The sequence below is a fragment of the Modestobacter marinus genome (assembly GCF_011758655.1).
In the GTDB taxonomy this organism is placed as follows: domain Bacteria; phylum Actinomycetota; class Actinomycetes; order Mycobacteriales; family Geodermatophilaceae; genus Modestobacter; species Modestobacter marinus.
Map to the genome: position 1 here is coordinate 409,248 of NZ_JAAMPA010000001.1, position 22,981 is coordinate 432,228.

Here is a 22,981-nt window from a genome sequence, read left to right on the forward strand (position 1 = left end):
AATGGCCATTTCTGCCCTCACGGCAGGTCGGCCGTCTCGGCTGTGTCGCGGGTCATGCTCCGCCGTCCGTGCCGCTGGTGCCCTTCTCCTCCAGCCGCGCGAGCTCCTCCTCCACGATCGAGGGGTCGAGCTTGGTGAACACCGGCTTCGGCGGGGCGAGCGGGGTGCCCGGCGGCGGCAGCGGCGTCGAGGCCCAGACGGCCTGCGCCTGGTCGTAGGCCCCGGTGATGATCGGGTACGGGGAGCCGTCGTCCAGGTCCTCGGTCTCGACCACCTGCGGGGCGGCCGACCACACGCCGGTGCCACCCAGCAGCTCGTGCACCTGCTGCGCGGAGTGCGGCAGGAACGGCGTCAGCAGGGCGTTGCAGTCCTTGATCGCCTGCAGCGCGGTGTGCAGCACGGTGTCCCGGCGGTCCGGGTCCTCCTTGAGCTTCCACGGCGCCTGGTCCGACAGGTACTTGTTCGCCTCGCCGACGACCCGCATCGCCTCGGTCGCCGCCGCCTTCTGCCGGTTGCGCGAGAGCAGGTCACCGACGGCGTCGAAGGCCCCGGACGTGGTGGCCAGCAGCGCCCGGTCGGCGTCGGTCAGCTCCCCCGGGGTCGGGACGGCGCCGACGTTCTTCGCGGCCATCGACACCGAGCGGTTGACCAGGTTGCCCCAGCCGGCGACCAGCTCGTCGTTGTTGCGGCGCAGGAACTCCGCCCAGGTGAAGTCGGTGTCCTGGTTCTCCGGGCCGGCCACGGCGATGAAGTAGCGCAGCGCGTCGGCGTCGTAGCGGGACAGGAAGTCGCGGACGTAGATCACCACGTTGCGCGAGGAGGAGAACTTCCGCCCCTCCATGGTCAGGAACTCGCTCGACACCACCTCGGTCGGCAGGTTGAGCCGGCCGTAGGAGCCCGGCGTCCCGCCCTTGTCGCCCTCGCCGTTGTAGCCGAGCAGCTGGGCCGGCCAGATCTCGGAGTGGAAGACGATGTTGTCCTTGCCCATGAAGTAGTAGGCGTCCGAGTCCGGCGCCTGCCACCACTGCCGCCAGGCCTCCGGGTCACCGGAGCGGCGGGCCCACTCGATCGACGCCGACAGGTAGCCCACGACGGCGTCGAACCAGACGTAGATGCGCTTGTCCGGCCGGTCCCGCCAGCCGTCCAGCGGCACCGGCACGCCCCAGTCGATGTCCCGGGTGTAGCTGCGCGGCTTGAGGTCCTCCAGCAGGTTGACGCTGAAGTTCAGGACGTTGGGCCGCCAGCTCCCCCGGGTGCCCAGCCAGTCGCCCAGCGCCCGGGTGAACGCCGGCAGGTCCAGGAAGTAGTGCTCCTCCTCGACGAACTTCGGCGTCTCGCCGTTGATCCGGCTGACCGGGTTGACCAGGTCGATCGGGTCCAGCTGGTTGCCGCAGTTGTCGCACTGGTCGCCGCGCGCGCCGTCGTAGCCGCAGATCGGGCAGGTGCCCTCGATGTAGCGGTCGGGCAGCGTGCGGCCGGTCGACGGGCTGATCGCGCCCAGGGTGGTCTGCGGGAAGACGTAGCCGTTCTTGAGCAGCCCCAGGAAGATCTCCTGGCTCACCGCGCGGTGGTTGGCCGTCGTCGTCCGGGTGAAGAGGTCGTAGCTGAGCCCGAGGCTGGCCAGGTCGTCGACGATGACCCGGTTGTTGCGGTCGGCGATCTGCCGGGGCGTGATGCCCTCGGCGTCCGCGGCGACCGTGATCGGCGTCCCGTGCTCGTCGGTGCCGCTCACCATCAGCACCTGGTCGCCGGACATCCGGTGGAACCGGCTGAAGACGTCGGAGGGGACGCCGAACCCGGAGACGTGCCCGATGTGCCGCGGGCCGTTGGCGTAGGGCCACGCGACGGCGGTGAGGATGTGCCGATCTGTCACGGCCTGAGGGTAGTGACCGGCGTCCACCGCCTCGACCGGCGCGTCCTCAGGGGGCGTCGGTGACCGCGACGGTGCTCGGTGCGGGGAGGTCGGCGGCGGGGACGCCCACCACGGCGACGGCGGCCAGCGCCAGCCCGATGCCGGCCAGGGTGACGCCGCGGAGCACGCGGTGCTCGACCACGGGAGCGCGGCGGGTCGGGCGGGGCCGCCCACCGGCCGCCACCCAGGCGAGCGCGGACGGCGCGGTGGCCAGCAGCAGCTTCCCGGTGGGGACGGCGAGGCCCAGCAGTGCGAGAGCGGGCAGCGGCGCGCCGTCGAGCGGGCCGACCGCCACCAGCAGGACGCCGTCGGCGCCGACCAGCCCGACCGCGCAGAACACGACCAGCAGGGCGATCTCCCCGCAGGCGACGGCGACCAGCAGCATCCGGCCGGCCCCGTCGACGAGGCCGGCCCCACCGCCGGCGCACGCCACGACCCAGCCGGCGAGCAGCAGCAGCGTTCCGGCGACCAGCCAGCCGGAGGGGCGCACCCCGGAGCCGAAGACGCCCTCCAGGCTGGTCAGCCCGAAGGCGAGCAGGCCGAGGGCCTCCAGCACGGAGAGCCCACCGGCGGCGGCCACCGTCGCCGGCAGCCGCACCGGACGCACCGTCGCCGGGACGACGGGGGTGGCGCGGGGGGCGTCGAGGACGGCGCTGGGCACGGGGGGGTCTCCTGACCGCGGGAACGGGTGTCCCGGTTCAGGTCGGGCGTTCCGGCGGCCGGCCGCAGGCCTCCCGGACGGGTCTCACCCGCGGGGGTGAGACCGGCGGGAGGCGGGGATGCTGTACCCCGACAGAACCGAGGGAGGACCGGTGACCGACACCGAGAGCACGACCAGCAAGCGCCCACCCGCGGCCCTCCCGCAGACCCTGCGTCCCGCCCCCGCCGGTGCACCGCGCGAGGTGCGGCCACCGCGGGACGGCGGCGACCCGGTGGTCGACTGCGCCGTCTACGTGCGGGGCGAGCGGCTGGACGTCACGCCGTCCGAGGCGCTGGAGGTGGCCCGCGAGCGGGGCGGCTTCGTCTGGCTGGGTCTCTACGAGCCCTCCGAGGCGGAGCTGACCGCGATCGGCGAGCACTACGGCCTGCACCCGCTCGCCGTGGAGGACGCCGTCTACGCCCACCAGCGGCCCAAGCTGGAGCGCTACGACGACGCGATGTTCATGGTGCTCAAGACGGCCAGCTACGTCGAGCACGACCAGCTGACCGCCACCAGCGAGGTGCTGATCACCGGCGAGATCATGGTCTTCGTCGGCCGCGACCACGTGATCTCGGTCCGGCACGGCACGCACGGTGAGCTGGGCGAGCTGCGCACCCAGCTGGAGCAGCAGCCGGACCTGCTCTGCAACGGGCCCTCCGCCGTCCTCTACGCGATCGCCGACCACGTCGTCGACGACTTCCTCGACGTCGCCAACGCGGTGGAGGAGGACGTCGAGGAGGTCGAGACCTCGGTGTTCAGCCCGAGCCGCACCGACGACAGCGGCCGCATCTACCAGCTCAAGCGGGAGCTGATGCAGCTGCGCCGCGCGGTGCTGCCGCTGGAGCTGCCGCTGGCCACGCTGGTCGACCGGCCGAACGAGCTGGTGCCCGAGGCGATGCGGTCCTACTTCCGGGACGTCCAGGACCACGCGCTGCGGGTGCGCGACCAGGTGACCGGCCTGGACGAGCTGCTGACCTCGATCCTGCAGGCCTCGCTGGCGCGCACCTCGCTGGCCGACAACGAGGACATGCGGAAGATCTCCGCGTGGGCCGGCATCATCGCGCTGCCCACCGCCATCGCCGGCATCTACGGGATGAACTTCGTGTACATGCCCGAGCTGGACGAGCGCTGGGGCTATCCCGCCGCGCTGCTGGTGATGCTGCTCTCCTGCCTGGCCCTGCACCGCGGCTTCAAGCGCACCGGCTGGCTCTGACCCACCCGGCGTCCCGCGCCGTTGGTCACTGGTCGCTGTCTCCACCTCGGCGGGACAGCGACCAGTGACCAACGGAGGCGGTCGCCTGTGGATGCGGGATCGGTGGTGACGGCTCGTCGGGCACGGTGCCGTGTGTGCCTGCTGCCGCCGTCCCCGCCGAGTTGCGCGCCATGGCCTTCCTCGGTTCCGACGCCGTCCAGCGTGGCCTGCTCACCACGGGGCAGTTGCGCAGCCAGGTCTGGCGGCGGATCTGGCCGGACGTGTACGTCCACCGGGACGTGCCGTGGTCGCACGGCCTCCGAGTCCGGGGCGCAGCGCTGCGCTGGCCGGACGCCGTGGTCACCGGGCGCAGCGCGGCCGTCGTCTGGGGCGTCGACCTGGCGGGGCCGGACGACGACGTCGAGCTCACGCTGCCGGCGCCGGCGAACCGGGTCCGGGTGGCCGGTCTCCGCTTCCGGCGGGCCGACGTCGACGCCAAGCGCGTGCTGCGGCACGACCGGCTGTGGGTCGCCAGTCCGGAGCAGACCGCGGTGCAGCTCGCCGGCGCCCTCCCGCTCGACGACGGCGTCGTGGCGGTGGACCGGCTGGTGGTGGCGGGCGGAGCCGACCTGGCTGAGGTGCGCTGGCTCGCCGGTGCCGCCATGGGCCCCGGGAGCAGACGGGCCCGGCACGCCTGCGCCCTGGCCGACGGGCTGGCCGAGTCGCCGCAGGAGACCCGGGTGCGGTTGCTCATCGGTCGCAGCCAGCTCCCCGCGCCGGTGGCCCAGCACCGGGTCGTGGACGGCGGCCGGTTCGTCGCCCGCGTCGACTTCGGCTGGCCGGCCCAGCGGGTGGCGCTGGAGTACGACGGGCTCTGGCACGCGGAGCCCGGTCAGTTCGCCCGCGACCGCGAACGCCTCAACCGGCTGCGCGAGGCCGGCTGGCAGGTGGTGTTCGTGACCGCAGCGGACCTGCACGCCCCCGAACGCCTCATCGCCCGGATCGCCGCCGCCCTCGCCGTTGGTCGCTGAGCGTCGTCCCGTTCGCCGGAGGACGACAGCCAGTGACCAATGGCGAGGGGGTCAGGGGCGTTTGGCGGCCAGGACGGCGTCGTAGACGTCGCGTCTCGGCAGGCCGGTGCGGGCCATCACGGTGCGGATCGCCTCCTTGCGGTCGGCGCCGGCGGCCTCCTCCGCTGCGACCTCGGCGGCCAGCTCGGCCGGGGTCAGGCTGGCCGGGCCGGCCACGGCGCCGGCGACCACCAGGGTGATCTCGCCGCGCACCCCCTCGGCGGCCCACTCGGCCAGCGAGGCCAGCGAGCCGCGGCGGACCTCCTCGTGGGTCTTGGTCAGCTCCCGGCAGACCGCGGCGGGCCGGTCGGCACCGAGGGCACCGGCCGCGTCGGTCAGGGCGTCGGCCAGCCGGTGCGGCGACTCGTAGAACACCATCGTCCGCGGCTCGGCGGCGAGCGCCGCCAGCGCCGACCGGCGCTCCCCGCCCTTGCGCGGGAGGAACCCCTCGAAGGTGAAGCGGTCGCAGGGCAGCCCGGAGACGGCCAGCGCGGTCACGACGGCCGACGGCCCGGGCACCGAGGTCACCTCGATCCCCGCCTCGATCGCCGCCCGCACCAGCGTGTAGCCGGGGTCGGAGACCGACGGCATGCCCGCGTCGGTGATCAGCAGCACGGTGCGGCCCTCGGTCATCGCCGCGACCAACCCGGGCAGCCGGGACCGCTCCACGGTCTCGTGGAAGGTGACCACCTTGCCGGTGAGGGTCACCTCCAGGTCCTTGGCCAGCCGGTGCAGCCGCCGGGTGTCCTCCACCGCCAGGACGTCGGCGTCGGCCATCGCCTGCCGCAGCCGCGGGCCGACGTCGCCGGGCTGTCCCAGCGGTGCGCCACCCAGCACGAGTCGTCCGGTCATGGCATCGAGCCTGTCACGGCGGCTGACCCAGCTCGGCCACATACCCTGGCCGGCATGGCGGTGCTGGTCCCGGAACGCACGGAGTCGGCCGCCGAGGACCCCACTCCCCGCCGCTCCCCACCGCTCCCCCGGCCCCGCCGGCAGGGCACCCCGACGCTGCCGACCGACCGGGTGCTGGCTGCGGTGCTCACCGCCGTGCTCGGGCTGGTGACCCTGGTGGCCCGGCTGTGGGACATCGGCTACCCCACCGAGCTCGTGTTCGACGAGGCGTACTACCCGCCCGAGGGCGCCGAGCTGCTGGAGCTCGGCTACGAGTACAACCGCGGCTACACGTTCATCGTCCACCCGCCGCTGGGCAAGTGGCTCATCGCGGCGGGCGAGCAGGTGTTCGGGTACGGGCCGCTGGGCTGGCGGGTGCCGAGTGCGGTGGCCGGGACGGTGGCGGTCGTCGTCCTGACCCGGCTGGCGCGCCGGCTGACCGGCTCGACGCTGCTCGGCCTGCTCGCCGGCCTGCTCCTGGCGGTGGACGGCTTCTCCTTCACCCTCGGCCGGATCGGCCTGCTCGACGTCTTCCTGCAGGTCTTCGTGGTCAGCGCGGTGGCCTGCCTGGTGGTCGACCGCGACCGCGTGCGGCAACGGGTCCGGGACGGCGCCGACCGGGTGACCGCGGCCGGCTTCCGGCTCGGCCCGCGGGGCTGGCGGATCGCCGCCGGGGTGCTGTTCGGCTGCGCTTGTGCGGTCAAGTGGAGCGGGGTCTGGTTCCTGGCCTTCTTCGCGGTCCTCTCGCTGTTCTGGGACCGGGCGGCCTGGCGCGAGGCGGGGGTCCCCCGGCCCACCTGGACGGCGCTGCACCGGGGCCTGCCCGGGGCGACCTGGGCGCTCGCCGTCGTCCCGGTGCTGACCTACCTGGCCTCCTTCACCGGCTGGTTCCGCGGCGAGAACGCCCAGGGCCGGCACTGGGCCGCCGAGAACCCGGACACCTCGTTCGGCTTCGTGCCGGACGCGCTGCGCTCGCTGTGGCACATGCACGGCGAGTGGCTGGACTTCCACAGCGGCCTGTCGAGCCCGCACCCGTGGGAGTCCAGTCCGTGGTCGTGGCTGGTCGACGGCCGGCCGATCCTGCTGTGGAACCCGCAGGGGCTCACCGACGCGGCGGGCGACCAGGTCGTCCGGTACATGCTCATGCTGGGCACGCCGACGCTGTGGTTCCTCTTCACCCCGGCGCTGCTGTGGCTGGGCTGGCGGGTCCTGGTCCGGCACGACCAGGCGGCCGTGGTCGCCCTCACCGCCATCGCCGCCGGCTGGGGCACCTGGTTCCTCAACCTCGACCGGACGATGTTCATCTTCTACATGGCCCCCGCCCTGCCGTTCTTCGTGCTGGCGGTGGTGCTCGTGCTGCAGGACGTGCTGGGCCCGCCGAACGCGTCCCCGCTGCGCCGCCAGGTGGGGCTGGGCGTCGTCTGCCTGTACGTGGCGGCGGTGGTGGTGACGTTCGCCTTCTTCCACCCGGTGCTCACCGGGCAGCCGCTGTCGCAGGCGGAGTGGCTGCAGCGGATGTGGTTCCCCTCCTGGTTCTGAGCGCGGGTGTCAGCACGACCGGTCCTCAGCGGCGGAGCTCGGTCAACCGGCCGGTGGCCGCGTCCCAGGTGATCGAGCCGCCCTGGAAGTCCGAACGCCGTCCGCCCGGGATCGTGTACTCGTCGCTCGTGGGATAGCCGAGGTAGGAGCGTTCCCAGCCGAGGGCGGCCCACCGGGCCCGGATGGAGCCCTCCACCTGCTGCGCACCGGTGCCCGGCGTCCAGTAGATCGACCCGCCCTCGAAGTGGTTGAACCGACCGACGCCGTCCGGGGTGCTGGTCTCGTCCGTGAGCGGGAAGCCCAGGCGGCCTCCCTCCCAGCCGAAGCGGGCCCACGCGTCGTAGATGCCGCCGTACACGCTGCGGGCACCGACGCCGGGCAGCCAGTAGATGCCGCCCTCCTGGAAGTCGTTGTAGCGGCCACGCCCGTTGGGCGTGCTCTGCTCGGAGCTGCGCGGGTAGCCGTGGACGCTGCGCTCCCTCCCCATCGCGGACCAGAGCTCACGGATCGACCACCGACCTGGTGGGCGCCGGTGCTCGGCGTCCAGTAGACCGAGGAGCCGAAGGCGAAGTCGTTGTAGCGGCCCACGCCGTCGGGGGTGGCGGTCTCGTCGGTCAGCGGTTCGCCGTGCCTCAGCTCGCCGCCCAGGTCCAGGTAGGTGACGCCGATCGAGCCGTGCACCTCGTGGGCCCCGGCCCGCGGCGACCAGTACATCCGGCCGCCGCTGTACACGTGGTAGCGGAGGTCGGCGTCCCCGACCTCCGCGGCGACAGGAGCCCCCAGCACTGCCCGGACCCCCGGGTCGGTGGCGTACCGGCGGTCGATCGGAGTGAGGTAGTCGACACCGAGGACCAGGTCCCGGTCGGGCATGGTCAAGGTCCGCGCCCGGGCTGTCCCGTCGGACCACCGCTCGAACGTGGCCACGCCGTCGGTCGCGACCGACGGGGCGATCAGCGAGACCGTCGCCCCTGCGGTGATCGGGACGCTGGCGCGGGCGACACCGTTCACGGTTATCGCGCTGGGGGTGCTGGCCTCGACCGTCAGGGTCCGGAGCCGGGGCTCGGCCACGAACGTCCGCTGGACGCGCACGCCCGAGGAGTCCCGTGCGCTGGCGACGACCTCCAGCTGGGTCTGGTCGCCGTGGTCGTCGAACGGCCGGGAGAACGAGGCGCCGGTGAAGGACTCACCGGGGTGGTCGTGGCAGTACCCCCCGCTGCAGTGCACGAGCTGCACGCTCCAGGTGACGGGCAGGGCGCCGTCCTCCCGGTCGGTGGCGGTCGCACTCGCGGCGACGGTCTCCCCCACGGCGAAGCGCCGGTCCGCCGGGGGGCTGGTGAGCGTGAGGACAGGGGAGCCGTTGAACGGCACGACCTGCAGCGTGGTCGTCCCGGTGGCACCGAGGACGTCGGTGACGGTGAGCCGGGCGGTGTAGCTGCCCCCTCCCGGCGGATAGGTGTGGACCACCCTCGGCCCCGTGGCCCGGGTGCCGTCCCCGAAGTCCCATTCGTGGGTCAGCGACTCGTCGTCCAGGTCGCTGGAGGCCGTGCCGTCGAAGGTCACCGTCCCCGTGGCCGGGTCGGTGGTGAGCGTCGCGGAGGCCATGGGGGCTCGGTTCCCGGGCACGTAGACGAGCCGCTTCAGCACGCTGCCGCCGATGTCGGCGTACACCACGTCCCCGTTGGACCGCAGCGGCGAACTTGACCGGCAGGCCGTTCCCGACGCCGAAGCCCTCGGCCTCCGGAGCGCGGACCAGCCGCCCCTGGGCGTCGTAGCGCAGGGTGTAGACCCGCTGGGACGAGTAGTCACCGAAGAAGTAGGCCCCGCGGTACTCCTCGGGGTAGCTCGCGCCTGAGTAGACGATGCCGCCGGTGACGCTCGTACCGGCCGGGCCGTGCGCGTAGGTGTACAGCGGCGAGGACTGGGTCACCCCCTGGCACGCGACCAGGTCGGCGTACCCGGGTGTCGGGAACTCCCCCTCCCAGCACGGCCAGCCGTAGCTCGCCCCCGGGCGGATGAGGTTGACCTCCTCCCAAGTGTTCCAGCCGACGTCGCCGAGGACCGGCGCCCCACTGGCCGGGTCCAGGCTCATCCGGAAGGGACTGCGGAACCCGCTGGCGTAGACCCGGCTCCGCCACGAGGAGGGGGCGGCGGGGTCGTAGTAGGGGTTGCTCGACACCCCCCGGCCGTCCGGCAGGACGTGCAGCACCTTGCCGCGGCCGTCGTCGAGGTCCAGAGCGCCGAGGGCCCGCTCGTCGACGTACCGGAAGTCGGCTGCATCACCGATGCTGACCCACAGCGTGCCGTCGGGATCCGGGACGAGCGCCGTCATGGTGTGCACGTCGGACCAGCTCTCGAGGTCCCAGATGACCCGCTCGTCCGCCAGCCCGGTCGGCTCTGGAGCGCCGGTGACCGCCCACGAGCTCAACCGCATCGTCCACCGGCCGTCGACCGACAGTGTGCGGGCGGTGAAGATCCGCCGACTGGTCGCGTAGTCGGCGGGCACCGCCAGCCCGGTCAGCCCCAGGTCCTGCACGGTGACGACAGGGAGCTGGGCCAGCGTGCGCGCCTCGCCGGCGGCCGACACCCAGGCCACCCGGCCGTCCTTGCCCGTGGTGAACCAGCTGCCGTCGGGCGCGAACGCGAAGTCGGTCAGCGCCCCGTCCTGACCGCTCGGCAGGTCGCGGACGGTGAACCCCGCCGGCAGCGCGGCCGCCTGCGCCCGCCCGGGCACTCCCACCAGGGTCCCGGCCACGAGCAGCGCGAGCACCAGCAGCGCGCGCCCGGCTATCCCGATCCCCCGGGCCGACCACCTGGACCCCGCGCTGTCACGCTCCGCTGTCACCCGGAACAGGTAACAGGCAGGTCCGACGGATCCGGGAGGTCAGAGGCGTGCGGGTCCGACCCACCGGGCGGTGATCACTCAGCGCGCCGTTCGGGTCACGGACAGGCCATCGCGGGCGAGCAGGTCACCGGAAACGCGTCAGGCCGGGCCCTGGTGGGCCCGGCCTGACCGGGGTGGAGCTGAGGGGAATTGAACCCCTGACCCCCTCGATGCGAACGAGGTGCGCTACCGGACTGCGCCACAGCCCCTCGGACGGAGAGCTTACCGCCCGGTTCCTCCGGCGCTGCACGGGGGCAGCGCCGGAGGGTCCGTCAGCCGTTGACGACGCGCTTCGGGGCGTAGACGTCGATGTCGGCGAAGCCGATGTCCTCGTCGTCCAGGCCGACGACGGCGCTGTGCTGCCAGTCGACCGGGGCCGCGGTGCGCGCCGCGACGACCCGTCCGGGGCGCAGCGGGTGCACCGGGGCCAGCGGCAGGCTGGGGTGCACCTGACCGGCCTCGCCCGCCACCGTGGCCGGCGCGGAGGCCGGGCCGGCAGCCGCCGGGCGGGGCTGCACCGGACGGGCCTGCGGCTGAGCCGGGCGGGCGTGCGGTGCCCGCATCGGCGGACGGTGGGCGGCCCGGGCCGCGCGACGGGCGGCGGTCCGCCGCTCCCGCTTGGCCGCGGCCGCGGTCACCATGAGGTAGCCGACGACGGCGAGGTCCAGCAGCACCTGCGGCGCCCACAGCCACGACCGGTAGGCCACCGCACCGACCAGCGCGAGCACGGCCAGGGCGACGAGGCCGGCCAGCGTGCGACGGCGCCGGGCGTGCACGTCGACCTGCAGCTCACCGCTGCTGCGCAGCTGGGCCCGGTCGATGCTCACCCGCTCGGTCTCGGCGTGGACCACCGGGTCCACGGGCCGGCGCCGCTGCAGGGTCCGTCCTGAGTTGGCTGCACCGTTCCCCGTGTGCGTGTCGCCCCGGGTGACCACCATCGGCACCAGGACCACGAACCACAGCACGACGAGAGCGGCCAGCAGTACGCCCGATCCCATCTCGAACACCCCGATCCATCCCTGGCCCAGCGGAACGACCCCATCCCTGGGGCCACACGAGTCACATCCGTCACTCGGGAGTCAAGGTAAGGGCGCGGACTGCCGATACCCGGGACATCTCCCGGTGTGTCGGCGCGCGTCGTCGGCGCACCGGCGTGTCGCCGTCGGCACCGCGCGGGTCAGCGGGGTGCGCGGTCCCGCCAGCGGGCGAGCACCCCGCCCGGGAGCTCCCCGGCCAGCAGCGCGTAGCCGAGGTGGTCCCGCCAGGCACCGTCGATGTCCAGGTACTCGCGGAAGAGCCCCTCCTGCCGGAACCCCAGCCGTTCGACCAGCCGCCGGCTGGGGCCGTTCTCCGGCCGGATGTCGGCCTGCAGGCGGTGCAGCCCGACCGGGCCGAAGACGTGGTCGCAGACCAGCGCCACCGCCAGCGAGGCCGCCCCCCGCCCGGCCACGGACTGGTCGACCCAGTAGCCCAGGCTGCCGGAGCGCAGCGCCCCCCGGACGACGTTGTCGACGGTCACCTGACCGGCCAGCCGCCCCTCGTACCGCAGGGCGAAGGGCAGGGACGCCCCGACCCGGGCGCGCCGGGACGCCGCCCGGCGCATCGCCCGGTAGGCCGCCGGGGTGTGCCGCGCGGACCAGCTGAGCCCGGTGGAGGGCTCCCAGGGCAGCAGCCACGCCTCGTTCGCGGTGCGCAGCCGGGCCCACTCGCGGGCGTCGTCGCGGCGCAGCGGGTGCAGCTCGACCGGGCCCCACGACAGCCGCGCCGGCCAGCCCGGGTGCAGGGCCGGGTCCAGCTCAGCCCCCGAGCAGCATGGGCATGACGGTGACGAGTCCGCCGGCGGACACCTCGGTGACGTCCTCGTCCACCACGATCAGGCAGTTGGCGCGGGCCATCCGGGCGAGCATCGCCTGGTCGCCGTCCCCGATCGGCTCGACGACGTAGCCGCCGTCGGGGTGCCGCATGACCTGGCCGTGCAGGTACTGCCGGTACCCCAGCGGCGAGAGCAGCTGCTGGGCGGAGACGGCCTGCACGGTGCGCCGGAACAGCTGGCGCTTGCCGAGCATCAGCCGGATCGCCGGGCGGACGAACACCTCGAAGGCGACCAGCGCGGCGACCGGCTCACCGGGCACGCAGATCACCGGGACGGCGTCGGGCCCGAGCTTGCCGAAGGCGTGCACGGGCCCGGGGTGCATGGCCACCTGGGTGAAGGTGAGCCCGCCCAGCTCGTCCAGCGCCTCCTGGAGCAGGTCGTGGCCGCCGTTGGCGAAGGTGCCGGCGACCAGGACGACGTCGCTGCGGAGCATCTGCCCCTCCAGCAGCTCGACCATCCGCCGCCGGTCGTTGGGCATGATCCCCGCCCGGTAGGCCTCGGCGCCGGCGTCCCGCGCGGCGGCGGCCAGCGCGTAGCTGTTCACGTCCACCTGCTGACCGGGGCCGGCCACCGCACCGACGTCGACGAGCTCGTTGCCGGCGCACAGCACCGTGATCCGCGGACGCGGCCGCACGGCCACCCGCTCGCGCCCGACGGCGGCCAGCAGGCTGATCTGGGCCGGGCCGATGGGGGTGCCGACCTCCACGGCGACGTCGCCGGTCGCGACGTCGTCCCCGACCCGGCGGACGTAGCTGCCCGGCGCCAGCGCGGCGAAGACCTGCACCCGGGCGGCGCCCTGGTCGGTCCAGGCGGCGGGGACGACGACGTCGGCACCGGCGGGCAGCATCGCGCCGACGGCGACCTTCTGCGCGAGGCCGGCGGTGATCGAGGCCGGCTCGCCGTCACCGGCGGCGGTCTCACCGACGACGGCGAGGTCGACGGGCTGCTCGACGGTCGCCGTGGCGATGTCGGCCGCGCGGACGGCGTACCCGTCGAGCCCGGCCTGGTCGAAGGCGGGCAGCGAGCGCTGGCTGGTGACCAGCTCGGCGCAGAGCAGCCCCTGGGCGTCGAGCACCGCGAGCTCGATCGGGTCGGGCTGCGGGACGGCGCCGAGGATCTCGTCCAGGTGGTGCTCGACGGGCCGCAGCCGGACCCCGGACACGTCGACCGAGCCGGTGTCGGCGAGCGGGTCCGGGGCCCGGTCGCCGGTGGCGATGGCCGGCGAGGGGACCCGGTCGGAGGAGAACACCGACCGGTCGACCTGCACGGTGTCGTGGGTGACCACCGGCGCCGGCCCGGAGACCTGCCGGTTGTCCCGTGGTGACGGGACCAGCCCGCCGCTCGTCAGGTCCAGCTGGGTCGTGTCCCGGCCTCCGCCGGAGATCCACCCGCGTGTGCTGTCGTCGCTCATCCCCACCACCGTCGTCCTGCCGTCGTCGGGCCAGGTCCGGTGACCGAGGTGCCGGTCACGGTCGCCGATCGACGGACGTGCGGTCCGATGGTGCCCTCTGGAGGGGCGCCTCAGGCCGGCGACGCGCCCTCGGCGGGCAGGTCGGCGACGAAGTCACGCAGCCACGGGCCGAAGGTGGGGCCGAGGTCCTCGCGCTCGACGGCCAGCTGGACGACGGCCTTGAGGTAGTCCAGCTTGTCGCCGGTGTCGTACCGGCGGCCGGAGAAGACGACGCCGTGCACCGGCATGCCGTCCTCGACCAGCTTGAGCAGCGCGTCGGTCAGCTGGATCTCCCCGCCGCGGCCGGGCGGGGTGTCCCGGATCGCCGGGAAGACCTCCGGGGGCAGCACGTAGCGGCCGATGATCGCCAGCGTGCTGGGCGCCTCGTCGGACGGGGGCTTCTCGACCATGCCGGTGACCCGGAAGACCTCGTCGCCGGCGGCGTCCCCGGAGACCCCGGCCTCCTCGACGGCGACGGCGCCGTACTTGGAGATGTTGTCCGCGCCCACGTCCAGCAGCGCGACCACCGCGCCGCCGTGCTCGGCCTGCACGGCGAGCATCTGCTCGAGCAGGTGGTCGCGGGCGTCGATGATGTCGTCGCCGAGGAGCACCGCGAACGGCTCGTCCCCGACGAACGCGGCGGCCTGCAGGACGGCGTGGCCGAGGCCCTTCGCCTCGCCCTGGCGCACGAAGAAGACCTGCGCGACGTCGGTGGACTCGTGCACCGCGTCGAGCCGGCTCTGGTCGCCCTTGGCCTCCAGGGCGGTCTCCAGCTCCGGCGTCCGGTCGAAGAAGTCCTCGATGCTGCCCTTGTTGCGCCCGGTCACCATGAGCACCTCGCCGACGCCGGCCCGGGCGGCCTCCTCGACGATGTACTGCAGGGCCGGCCGGTCGACGACCGGCAGCAGCTCCTTGGGGACGGCCTTGGTGGCGGGGAGGAAGCGGGTGCCCATCCCGGCGACCGGGATGACGGCCTTCGTGGCCGGGCGCGGGCTCGGGGCGGACGGACTCGACATGCCGGGCAGCCTAACTAGCCTGCCGCCATGCCGGACTCCCCCGAGGTGGTGAACGCGAAGGCAACGCTGCGCGCGACGCTGCTGGTCGGGCGTGCGGTCCGCTCCCCCGCGGCCCGTGCCGCGGCGGCCACGGCGCTGGCCGCCGCGCTCGCCGAACGGCTGGCGGACGCCGCCGTGGTCGCCGGGTACGTGCCCACCGCCGAGGAGCCCGGGGCCGGCCGCTTGCCCGGCGCGCTGCCCGGCCGGCTGCTGCTGCCGGTCGTGCCGGCGCGCGGGCGGGAGCTGTCCTGGGCCGAGCACGACGGCCGGCTGGTCCCCGGCCGCTTCGGGCTGCGGGAGCCGGCCGGCCCCCGCCTGCCGCCCGGTGCCCTGGCCGCGGCCGACGTGGTCGTCGTCCCGGCGCTGGCGGTGGCCGCCGACGGCACCCGGCTGGGCCGCGGTGGCGGGTACTACGACCGCGCGCTGGCGCACGCCCGGGCCGGCGCCACGCTGGTGGCGGTGGTGTTCGACGAGGAGCTCGTGGACCGGCTGCCGGCCGGGCCGCACGACCGCCGGGTGACCGCCGTCGTCACCCCGTCTGCCGGCTGGCGGCAGCTCGACTGACGCGCCCGGCGGGCCGATGAGAGGGTGACAGACGTCTCCGTCGTCTCGTTGGAAGGACCAACCCCCTCGTGAGTGGCCCCCTGGACGGCGTCCTCGTCGTCGACCTGACCCGCGCCCTGGCCGGACCGCATGCCGGGATGATGCTCGGCGACCTCGGCGCCCGGGTGATCAAGGTGGAGAGCCCGGGCAGCGGCGACGACAGCCGCGGCTGGGGGCCGCCGTTCGTCGAGCCCGAGGGCGCGGGCCGGGAGTCGACGTACTTCTTCTCCGCCAACCGCAACAAGGAGTCGATCACCCTCGACCTCAAGGACGACGCGGACAAGGAGGTGCTGACCGAGCTGGTGCGCCGCGCCGACGTGCTGCTGGAGAACTTCCGGCCCGGCACCCTGGCCCGCCTCGGCTTCGGCACCGACGTGCTCGCCGAGCTCAACCCGCGGCTGGTGCAGCTGTCGATCAGCGGGTTCGGGCACGACGGGCCAGAAGGGCAGCGGGCCGGCTACGACCAGATCGCCCAGGGCGAGGCCGGGCTGATGTCGCTCACCGGCTCCGGCCCGGAGGACCCGCAGAAGGTCGGCGTCCCGATCGGTGACCTGCTGGCCGGCATGTACGGCGCCTACGGCGTGCTCGCGGCGCTGTACGAGCGCGAGCGCACCGGGGTCGGCCAGGTGGTGCGCACCTCGCTGCTGGCCGCCGTCGTCGGCGTGCACGCCTTCCAGGGGACGGCGTACACCGTGGCCGGCCAGGTCAACCGCGGCCAGGGCAACCACCACCCCTCGATCGCCCCCTACGGCCTGTTCCGCTGTGCGGGCGGGAGCGTGCAGCTGTCCTGCGGCAGCGAGGGGCTGTGGCGCCGGCTGTGCACCGAGTTCGGCTTCGATCCCGACGCCGAGGGCCTGGCCACCAACGGCGAGCGGGTCGGCAACCGGCAGCGGGTGATCGAGCTGCTGGAGACCGCCTTCGCCGAGATCCCGGCCGAGGAGCTGCTGGCCCGGCTGGCCGCGGCGGGCGTGCCGGCCGGCAAGGTGCGCACCCTGGACGAGGTCTACGCCTGGGAGCAGACGCTGTCCCAGGGGCTGGCGATCTCCGTCGACCACCCGACCGCCGGGCCGCTCACCCTGCCCGGCCCGCCGCTGCGCTTCTTCGCCCCCGGCACCGGCGGCGAGACCGAGACGACCCGTCGCGACCACACCCCGCCGCCGGTGCTCGGCGCCGACGGCGACGCCATCCGGACCTGGCTGCGCGGCGCCGAGGGCGTGCCGCAGCCGGCGGGCGAGGGCGCCGACGTCGAGGACGGGCACGCCACGTGACCACCTCGGCCACCACACCCCGGCCGGCCGGCCGGGGCGCCCGGCTCGACGCCCGGGCACTGCGGGACATCGTGCTCGACCCGGGGTCCTGGCGGTCCTGGGACTCCCCCGCACCGCCGCGCGAGGTCGACGACGCGTACGCCGCGGAGCTGGCCCGGGCGGCGGAGAAGAGCGGTCAGGACGAGGCCGTCGTCACCGGCGAGGGCACGCTGCGCGGCCGGCGGGTCGCCGTCGTCGCCGGCGAGTTCGGCTTCCTCGCCGGGTCGATCGGCGTCGCCACCGCGGAGCGGCTGATGGCCGCGGTGGAGCGGGCCACCGACGAGGGGCTGCCGCTGCTGGCCGCGCCGGTCTCCGGCGGGACCCGGATGCAGGAGGGCACCGTCGCCTTCCTACAGATGATCGGCATCACCGCGGCGATCGCCCGGCACAAGGAGGCCGGGCTGCCCTACCTGGTCTACCTGCGCGGCCCGACGTTCGGCGGGGTGCTGGCCTCGTGGGGCTCGCTGGGCCACGTCACGATCGCCGAGCCGGGCGCGGCCATCGGCTTCCTCGGCCCCCGGGTCTACGAGGCGCTGTACGGGGAGCCGTTCCCGCCGGGAGTGCAGACCTCGGAGAACATGGCCTCGCGCGGGCTGATCGACGGCGTCGTCCCGGTCGACGAGCTGGCCGACGTCGCCGACCGGGCGCTGCGGGTGCTCGCCGCCCGGGCGACCTGGCACCGCAGCGCCGCGGTCGAGGGGCCGGTCGAGGGCGACGGCACGGACGCCGACGACCCGGAGGACGGCCGCAGCGCCTGGGACGTGGTCACCGCGTCCCGCCGCAAGGAACGCCCGGGGGCACGCCAGCTGCTGCGGACGGCGGCGACCGACGTCGTCACCCTCAACGGCACCGGGGCCGGCGAGTCCGACCCCGGGCTGCTGCTCGCGCTGGCCCGCTTCGGCGGTGCTCCCTGCGTCGTGCTGGGTCAGGACCGACGTGGGCAGTCGCTGTCGGCGCCGCTGGGGCCCGGTGCGCTGCGCGAGGCAAGGCGCGGCATGCGGCTGGCCGCGGAGCTTCGGCTGCCGCTGCTCACCCTGATCGACACCCCGGGCGCGGCGCTGTCGGTCGCCGCCGAGGAGGGCGGGCTCGCCGGGGAGATCGCCCGCTGCCTGCAGGACATGGTGATGCTGCAGGCGCCGACCCTCGCCGTGCTGCTCGGCCAGGGCACCGGCGGCGGCGCGCTGGCCCTCGTGCCGGCCGACCGGGTGCTGGCCGCGGCCAACGGCTGGCTGGGGCCCCTGCCCCCGGAGGGCGCCTCGGCGATCGTGCACCGCACCGTCGACCGGGCCGACGAGCTCGCCGCCTCGCAGGGCGTGCGCGCCACCGACCTGTGGCGGGCCGGGATCGTCGACCGGGTGGTGCCCGAGCGGCCCGACGCCGCGGACGAGCCGGTGGAGTTCTGCCAGCGGCTGGGCCGGGTGCTCGCCCAGGAGCTGGCCGGGCTGCTCGGCCGGGACGACGTCGAGCGGGTCCGCGCCCGCACCCGGCGCTGGCGGCACCTGGGCCGCTGACCCGCCGGCCGCACCGGTTTCGCAGCGGTGATCAGGTCACCTGATCACCGACTGTCCCCCCGCACCAGCGTTGGTGCGGGGGGACAGTCGTGGGTGCGGGGGGACGTCGTCGGTGCGGCAGGTCGCCGTCGGTGCGGAGGACGCCGTCGGTGCGGGACGACGCCGTCGGTGCGGGAGGACGTCGTCGGTGCGGGAGGACGTCGTCGTACCCGCCCGCCAGGATGTCCGGCGTGGACAGCCGCCCGATCCGCCGCTTCCGTCCCGATCCCGGCCGAGCTGCCCCGACGGACGCCGAGCGCGCACGGTGGCCGGTGAGCGTGCCCGCCGTCGCCCAGCTGCTCGACACCGGCCTGGAGCTGCCGCACGGCGCCCTGGTGCTGGTCGGTGAGAACGGGTCGGGCAAGTCGACGGTGATGGAGCTGCTCGCCGTCACGCTGGGCCTCAACCCGGAGGGCGGCACGGTGAACACCCGGTTCAGCACCCGGCCCAGCGAGCCGGAGTCGCTCGGGCTGGTCGTCGAGCGCAGCCCGGGGGCCTCCCGGTGGGGCTGCTTCCTGCGCGACGAGACGCTGCACACCCTCTACAGCCACCTGGAGCAGATCAGCAGCCCCGACCCGAGCTACCACGAGCTCTCGCACGGGGAGGCGTTCCTCGAGGTGCTCACCCGGCGGGCCGGGGGCGGGGGCGGCACCTACCTGCTCGACGAGCCCGACGCGGCGCTCTCCTTCGGCGGCAGCCTGGCGCTGGTCACGGTGCTGCTGGACCTGGTGGCGTCCGGCGCGCAGGTCGTCGTCGCCACCCACTCCCCCGTCGTCGCCGCGCTGCCCGGGGCCCGGCTGGTGGAGGTCGGCGACTGGGGCATGCGGCCCACGCGGTGGGAGGAGCTGGAGCTCACCGTCAACTGGCGGCAGTTCCTCACCGACCCGGCCGCCTACCTCCGCCACCTGCGCTGAACCCGGCGGGCGACGGCGGGGTTGCCGACCTCCGCAGCGGGCACGGTCGTCCAGGAGCCGGTCAGACCCTCCGGCTCCCCGCCTCGGCCGCCGGCCGGGCTCACGAGGAGACCCCATGTCGAACGACCAGCACACCGTCCTGCGCTCCATGCACGACCTCGGCCTGGCCGCCTGGTTCGGCGGCAACCTGATGGGCGCCGTCGGCCTGAACAAGGCCGCGGCCGCCGCCCGCGACCGGACCGAACGGACCCGCCTCTCCTCGATCGGCTGGGGGGCCTGGTCGCCGGTGCAGGGGGCCGCGATCGCGGCCCACCTGATCGGCTCGGTCGGCATGCTGCGCGCCGACCGCGGGCGGGTCGGGACGGGGCCGGGTGCGATGGCGAACACCGTGGTCAAGAGCGTGCTGACCGTCGCCGCGATCGGGACGTCGGTCGCCAGCGGCGCGCTCGGCGCGAAGATCGGTGCCGAGTCACCGGTGCCCAGCAGGACGGCGACCACCCCAGCGGCCGACACCCCGTCGGACGTCGCCGGCGCGCAGAAGGCCCAGAAGCCGCTGCAGTGGGTCAACCCCGCGCTGACCGGCGTCCTCGTCGTGCTGGCCGCCCAGCAGGGCGAGCAGCAGCGGACGAGCTCCACCGTGCGCGGTGCCCTCGGCGCGGGCCTGGCCAGCGTGAAGGCGGCGGTCCTCCGCGCTTCCTGAGACGGGGGCCTGGGGCAGACGCCCGGGCGGCGCGGTCGAGGCGCCGGCCGGCGCCTCAGGCCGCGGTGGCCTGGTCGGCGGGGGTGAGACCCCAGGCCGCGGCGAGCAGCTCCAGGCTGCGCACCCGCTCGGCCACCCCGTGGGTGGAGGCGGTGACCATCAGCTCGTCGGCGCCAGTGTCGGCCGCCAGCCGGCGCAGCTCGGCCACCGCACGCTCCGGGCCACCGACGATCGCGTTGCTCGGCATGCCCTCGGCGGCGGCACGCTCGGGGTCGGTCGCCGCCTCCGCGAGGCTGGGCACCGGGCGCAGCCGGTTGGTGCGGATGGACAGCCGCATCAGCTGACCGGGCAGCGCCAGCCGGCGGGCCTCCTCGTCGTCGTCGGCCACCAGCGTGTTCGCGGTGACGACGGCGTAGGGCTGCGGCAGCGCCGCCGAGGGCCGGAAGGACTCCCGGTACAGCTCCAGCGCCGTCACGGTGTGCGGGCTGCCGAAGTGGTGGGCGAAGGTGAACGGCAGCCCGAGCTGCCCGGCCAGCTGCGCGGAGTAGCTGCTGGAGCCCAGCAGCACGACCCGGGGCGCGGAGACGGCGGCCGGGGTGGCGGTGAACCGCTCGGCCAGCCCGCCCTCGACCCGCTGGTCACCGAAGAGCCCGAGCAGGTCGAGGAGGTCCTGCGGGAACTGCTCGGCCGACAGGAGCTTCGGGTCGCGGCGCAGCGCCAGCGCGGTGTGCTGGTCGGTGCCCGGCGCCCGGCCGATGCCCAGGTCGATCCGCCCGGGGTGCAGCGCCTCGAGCAGGGCGAACTGCTCGGCCACCACCAGCGGCGCGTGGTTGGGCAGCATCACCCCGCCGGAGCCGACGACGATCCGCTCGGTCGTCGCGGCCAGGTGGGCGATGAGCACCGGGGGGTTCGTGCTGGCGACGGCCGGCATGTTGTGGTGCTCGGCGACCCACAGCCGCCGGTAGCCGAGCCGATCGGCGGCCTGCGCGACCGCGACGGTGTGCGCCAGGGCGTCGGCGGTGGTCTGCCCGGACCCGACGGTGGCCAGCTCGAGCACGGACAGGGGCAGCGGGGTCTCGGACATCACCGCGGGCAACACCGCCCCGGCGCACGGGCTTCCCGCCCGGTCAGCAGCCGGGCTCGGGCACCCGCAGGGTCGCCTCGGGGTCCAGCCGGTCGAGGACGGCGGTCAGCGCGTCCCCCAGCGCCTGCGTCTGGGCGGGGTCCAGTGCCGCGAACAGCCCCTCCCGGACGGCGGCCACGTGCCCCGGGGCGACCCGCTCCACGACGTCCCGGCCGGCGTCGGTCAGCACGGCGACGTTCCCGCGCCGGTCCTCGGCGGCCTTCTCCCGGCGCACCCACCCGCGTTCCTCCAGCCGGGCGACGGTGTGGGACAGCCGGCTCTGCGACTGGTTGGCGGTCCGGGCGAGGTCGCTCATCCGCCGGCTGCCGCCCGGGGCCTCGGAGAGCATCGCCAGGACCACGTAGGCCGCGTGGGTGAGGCCGGCGTCCCGCTGGAGCTGGGCGTCGAGCGTGCGCGGCAGCAGCTCGGCGACGGCCAGCCAGGCCCGCCACGTGCGCTGTTGCTGCTCGTCGAGCCACGGGGAGGACACGCCGGCTCACGCTACCGGCCGGACCCCCGCCGTCCGGCCGCCGAGGGAGACGCTCGTCATCCGGCGGGCGGACACCGGCCGACCGGCGTCGTCGACGTGACGATGATGATGCCCAGCCCGGTCATCGCCGGCTCGCAGCCGTTGGTGTCCGGAACGCGTTCTCAGACGGGTGACCGGGGCGCCGGCACGCGGTGGCCCGGGCCGGCAGGCTCCCCGGGCCGCGGGGCGCCGTCCGTCGGCCCGCCGGTCGTCGCGATGGTGCGCAGCGCCTCGCCCAGCACCGTGATGTCGGCCGGCGACGTGGTCGCGTCGCAGCTCACCCGCACCGCGCCGGGGAGCAGGTCGTAGCGGTCGGCGCGGGCGTCCGCGTGGAACCGCCGCACCTCGTCGTCGGACAACCCGAGCAGCCGGGTCAGGTACGGGTGGGCGCAGAAGCAGCCGTTGCGGACCCCGATGCCGTACCCGTCGGCCAGCCACGTGGCGACCCGGCCGTGCGGCACCCCGTCGAGGGTGAACGCGGCCACGGGGAGCCGGTCGCCCGAGGTCGGCCCCAGACGGCGCAGGCCGGGGACGGTGGCCAACTCGTCGTCCAGCGCACGGACGAGCGCGTCCTCCCGGCCTCGCCGGGTCTCGCGGTCGGCTGCGAGTTCCTCCGCGGCGGCGGCGAGGGCCACCGCGCCGACGACGTTGGGGGAACCGGCGTCGTCCCGGTCGGGGGGATCGGCCCAGAGGACCTCCTCGTAGGAGACCGCCCGCACGGCGCCACCGCCGACGAGGAAGGGCTCACCGTCCGCGAGCAGTCGGCGCGGCAGGACGAGCGCGCCCGCGCCGAACGGTGCGTGCATCTTGTGGCCGGAGAACGCCAGCACGTCGATCCCGGACGCCGCCAGGGTGACCGGCCGGTGCGGGACGAGCTGGGCGCCGTCGACCACGACCAGCACGCCGCGCTCCCGGGCCGCTGCCGCGACGGCGGGCAGGTCGGGCGCCCACCCGGTGATGTTGGACGCGCCGGTCACCGCGAGCACCCGGGGCCGGGGTGTTTCGTCGAGCGCCGCGACCACGGCGGCGACGTCGAAGACGCCACGCCGGTCGACATCGACCACCCGCAGCTGTGCGTGGCGGCGCCACGGCAGCAGGTTGGCGTGGTGCTCGACCGCGGTGGTGACGACGACGTCACCCCGGGTCAGAGCCAGCCGGAAGGCGACCACGTTCAGCGCCTCGGTGGTGTTCCTCGGGAACAACGCCACGTGCGTCGCGGGGTCGGCCCCCACGAACCGCAGCACGGTCTCCCGCGCCTCCTCGTACCGCGCGCTCGAGTACCGCGACTTGGCCCCGGCCCCCCGGTGGACGCTCGAGTACCACGGCAGGAAGTCCTGCACCGCACGGACGACGGCCGCCGACGCCGACGTCGTGGCCGCAGCGTCCAGGTCCACGTAGCGGCGGGTCGCACCGCCCACCGGGACCTCGACGTCATCGCCCACCAGACGGCCGAGGGGCCGGGACGCCGCGTTCTCCCCGAGTCGGTCGGTGGTCATCGGGCCCTCCTCGTCAGGAGCGGTGTGCCCCGATGCGTCAGAGCGGCGACGACGCCCCCAGATACCTCCTGCGATCGGATGCGGTCATCTCTCCCGCGCCCGTGCGGGCCGTCCTCCTCATCGCACGCACACGACTCGCCACGCTCCGCGCTCGCGCGCCGCGAACGTGACCCTCGCCGGCAGACGTGGACGCCGA

General features: G+C 74.9%; 19 protein-coding genes, 1 tRNA gene and 2 pseudogenes. 8 read left to right on the forward strand and 14 right to left on the reverse strand.

The genetic code is table 11. From position 1 onward, the window contains the following. Positions 1 to 52: 52 nt before the first annotated feature. Both metG and FB380_RS01970 read right to left on the reverse strand, forming a co-directional pair. Positions 53 to 1,873 carry a methionine--tRNA ligase gene (gene metG, locus FB380_RS01965; RefSeq protein ID WP_166753611.1) on the reverse strand — a complete coding sequence of 607 codons (1,821 nt, stop codon included), beginning with the start codon at positions 1,871 to 1,873 and terminating at the stop codon, positions 53 to 55. Positions 1,874 to 1,919: 46 nt separating this feature from the next. Continuing rightward, positions 1,920 to 2,573, reverse strand: a complete 654-nt coding sequence (locus tag FB380_RS01970; protein WP_166753612.1) for a hypothetical protein — start codon at positions 2,571 to 2,573, stop codon at positions 1,920 to 1,922. 151 nt (positions 2,574 to 2,724) lie between these two features. Between FB380_RS01970 and FB380_RS01975 the strand changes: the two genes are divergently transcribed. Next, positions 2,725 to 3,825, forward strand: coding sequence for a magnesium and cobalt transport protein CorA (locus FB380_RS01975; RefSeq protein ID WP_229682057.1), 1,101 nt, complete (start codon positions 2,725 to 2,727; stop codon positions 3,823 to 3,825). Between the two features lie 134 nt (positions 3,826 to 3,959). Further along, positions 3,960 to 4,835 carry an endonuclease domain-containing protein gene (locus FB380_RS01980; protein ID WP_229682058.1) on the forward strand — a complete coding sequence of 292 codons (876 nt, stop codon included), beginning with the start codon at positions 3,960 to 3,962 and terminating at the stop codon, positions 4,833 to 4,835. Positions 4,836 to 4,886: 51 nt separating this feature from the next. Here FB380_RS01980 and rsmI read toward each other — a convergent pair whose 3' ends face one another. After that, positions 4,887 to 5,726, reverse strand: coding sequence for a 16S rRNA (cytidine(1402)-2'-O)-methyltransferase (rsmI, locus tag FB380_RS01985; RefSeq protein WP_166753614.1), 840 nt, complete (start codon positions 5,724 to 5,726; stop codon positions 4,887 to 4,889). 54 nt (positions 5,727 to 5,780) lie between these two features. Here rsmI and FB380_RS01990 point away from each other — a divergent pair, with 54 nt between their 5' ends. After that, a complete protein-coding gene (locus tag FB380_RS01990; protein WP_166753615.1) occupies positions 5,781 to 7,304 on the forward strand; it encodes a dolichyl-phosphate-mannose--protein mannosyltransferase in 1,524 nt (507 codons plus the stop codon). A gap of 25 nt (positions 7,305 to 7,329) precedes the next feature. Here FB380_RS01990 and FB380_RS24035 read toward each other — a convergent pair whose 3' ends face one another. The 8 genes and pseudogenes from FB380_RS24035 to FB380_RS02020 all read right to left on the reverse strand — a co-directional run bounded on the left by FB380_RS24035 (position 7,330) and on the right by FB380_RS02020 (position 14,524). Next, positions 7,330 to 7,791 (reverse strand): LGFP repeat-containing protein, encoded by a 462-nt coding sequence (locus FB380_RS24035; protein WP_208382723.1) that lies wholly within the window; start codon positions 7,789 to 7,791, stop codon positions 7,330 to 7,332. A 74-nt stretch (positions 7,792 to 7,865) separates the two neighbouring features. After that, a pseudogene (locus FB380_RS24355) lies at positions 7,866 to 8,906 on the reverse strand (PKD domain-containing protein); the annotation flags it as partial. 145 nt (positions 8,907 to 9,051) lie between these two features. Further along, positions 9,052 to 10,146, reverse strand: a pseudogene (locus FB380_RS24360) (PQQ-dependent sugar dehydrogenase); the annotation flags it as partial. A 174-nt stretch (positions 10,147 to 10,320) separates the two neighbouring features. Next, positions 10,321 to 10,394: transfer RNA gene (locus FB380_RS02000), tRNA-Ala, on the reverse strand. 63 nt (positions 10,395 to 10,457) lie between these two features. Beyond that, positions 10,458 to 11,183, reverse strand: coding sequence for a divisome protein SepX/GlpR (gene sepX / locus FB380_RS02005; RefSeq protein WP_166755978.1), 726 nt, complete (start codon positions 11,181 to 11,183; stop codon positions 10,458 to 10,460). A gap of 179 nt (positions 11,184 to 11,362) precedes the next feature. Further along, positions 11,363 to 11,980, reverse strand: coding sequence for a GNAT family N-acetyltransferase (locus tag FB380_RS02010; RefSeq protein ID WP_308423033.1), 618 nt, complete (start codon positions 11,978 to 11,980; stop codon positions 11,363 to 11,365). Between the two features lies 1 nt (position 11,981). Next, on the reverse strand, positions 11,982 to 13,469 hold the full coding sequence (gene glp, locus FB380_RS02015) for a molybdotransferase-like divisome protein Glp (RefSeq protein WP_188959583.1): 1,488 nt from the start codon (positions 13,467 to 13,469) through the stop codon (positions 11,982 to 11,984). 110 nt (positions 13,470 to 13,579) lie between these two features. Beyond that, positions 13,580 to 14,524, reverse strand: coding sequence for a UTP--glucose-1-phosphate uridylyltransferase (locus FB380_RS02020; protein WP_166753616.1), 945 nt, complete (start codon positions 14,522 to 14,524; stop codon positions 13,580 to 13,582). Between the two features lie 27 nt (positions 14,525 to 14,551). Between FB380_RS02020 and FB380_RS02025 the strand changes: the two genes are divergently transcribed. The 5 genes from FB380_RS02025 to FB380_RS02045 all read left to right on the forward strand — a co-directional run bounded on the left by FB380_RS02025 (position 14,552) and on the right by FB380_RS02045 (position 19,637). Beyond that, entirely contained in the window at positions 14,552 to 15,127 is a 576-nt protein-coding gene (locus tag FB380_RS02025) for a 5-formyltetrahydrofolate cyclo-ligase (protein WP_166753617.1), read from the forward strand. Positions 15,128 to 15,195: 68 nt separating this feature from the next. Then, complete coding sequence (locus FB380_RS02030) at positions 15,196 to 16,434, forward strand: CaiB/BaiF CoA transferase family protein (RefSeq protein WP_166753618.1); 1,239 nt, start codon at positions 15,196 to 15,198, stop codon at positions 16,432 to 16,434. Beyond that, a complete protein-coding gene (locus FB380_RS02035) occupies positions 16,431 to 17,984 on the forward strand; it encodes a carboxyl transferase domain-containing protein (RefSeq protein ID WP_166753619.1) in 1,554 nt (517 codons plus the stop codon). The genes FB380_RS02030 and FB380_RS02035 overlap by 4 nt, the downstream gene beginning before the upstream one ends. 230 nt (positions 17,985 to 18,214) lie before the next feature. Next, entirely contained in the window at positions 18,215 to 18,937 is a 723-nt protein-coding gene (locus tag FB380_RS02040; RefSeq protein ID WP_208382725.1) for an AAA family ATPase, read from the forward strand. A gap of 115 nt (positions 18,938 to 19,052) precedes the next feature. After that, a complete protein-coding gene (locus FB380_RS02045; RefSeq protein ID WP_166753621.1) occupies positions 19,053 to 19,637 on the forward strand; it encodes a hypothetical protein in 585 nt (194 codons plus the stop codon). Between the two features lie 55 nt (positions 19,638 to 19,692). On the opposite strand, the gene FB380_RS02050 is transcribed toward FB380_RS02045, so the two are convergent. From FB380_RS02050 to FB380_RS02060, 3 genes are all read right to left on the reverse strand, one after another. Continuing rightward, entirely contained in the window at positions 19,693 to 20,721 is a 1,029-nt protein-coding gene (locus FB380_RS02050) for an LLM class flavin-dependent oxidoreductase (protein WP_166753622.1), read from the reverse strand. 43 nt (positions 20,722 to 20,764) lie between these two features. Then, the gene (locus FB380_RS02055; protein WP_166753623.1) at positions 20,765 to 21,250 is read right to left on the reverse strand and encodes a MarR family winged helix-turn-helix transcriptional regulator; all 486 of its coding nucleotides are present in this window, start codon (positions 21,248 to 21,250) and stop codon (positions 20,765 to 20,767) included. 161 nt (positions 21,251 to 21,411) lie between these two features. Continuing rightward, positions 21,412 to 22,785, reverse strand: a complete 1,374-nt coding sequence (locus FB380_RS02060; RefSeq protein ID WP_166753624.1) for an aminotransferase class V-fold PLP-dependent enzyme — start codon at positions 22,783 to 22,785, stop codon at positions 21,412 to 21,414. Between the last annotated feature and the right edge of the window lie 196 nt (positions 22,786 to 22,981).

Excerpts from the sequence above, each read along its gene's own strand:
- rsmI (WP_166753614.1), bottom strand. The coding sequence starts at position 5,726 with ATGACCGGACGACTCGTGCTGGGTGGCGCACCGCTGGGACAGCCCGGC.
- FB380_RS01990 (WP_166753615.1), top strand. The coding sequence starts at position 5,781 with ATGGCGGTGCTGGTCCCGGAACGCACGGAGTCGGCCGCCGAGGACCCC.
- FB380_RS24035 (WP_208382723.1), bottom strand. The coding sequence starts at position 7,791 with ATGGGGAGGGAGCGCAGCGTCCACGGCTACCCGCGCAGCTCCGAGCAG.
- sepX (WP_166755978.1), bottom strand. The coding sequence starts at position 11,183 with ATGGGATCGGGCGTACTGCTGGCCGCTCTCGTCGTGCTGTGGTTCGTG.
- glp (WP_188959583.1), bottom strand. The coding sequence starts at position 13,469 with ATGAGCGACGACAGCACACGCGGGTGGATCTCCGGCGGAGGCCGGGAC.
- FB380_RS02020 (WP_166753616.1), bottom strand. The coding sequence starts at position 14,524 with ATGTCGAGTCCGTCCGCCCCGAGCCCGCGCCCGGCCACGAAGGCCGTC.
- FB380_RS02025 (WP_166753617.1), top strand. The coding sequence starts at position 14,552 with ATGCCGGACTCCCCCGAGGTGGTGAACGCGAAGGCAACGCTGCGCGCG.
- FB380_RS02045 (WP_166753621.1), top strand. The coding sequence starts at position 19,053 with ATGTCGAACGACCAGCACACCGTCCTGCGCTCCATGCACGACCTCGGC.
- FB380_RS02050 (WP_166753622.1), bottom strand. The coding sequence starts at position 20,721 with ATGTCCGAGACCCCGCTGCCCCTGTCCGTGCTCGAGCTGGCCACCGTC.
- FB380_RS02060 (WP_166753624.1), bottom strand. The coding sequence starts at position 22,785 with ATGACCACCGACCGACTCGGGGAGAACGCGGCGTCCCGGCCCCTCGGC.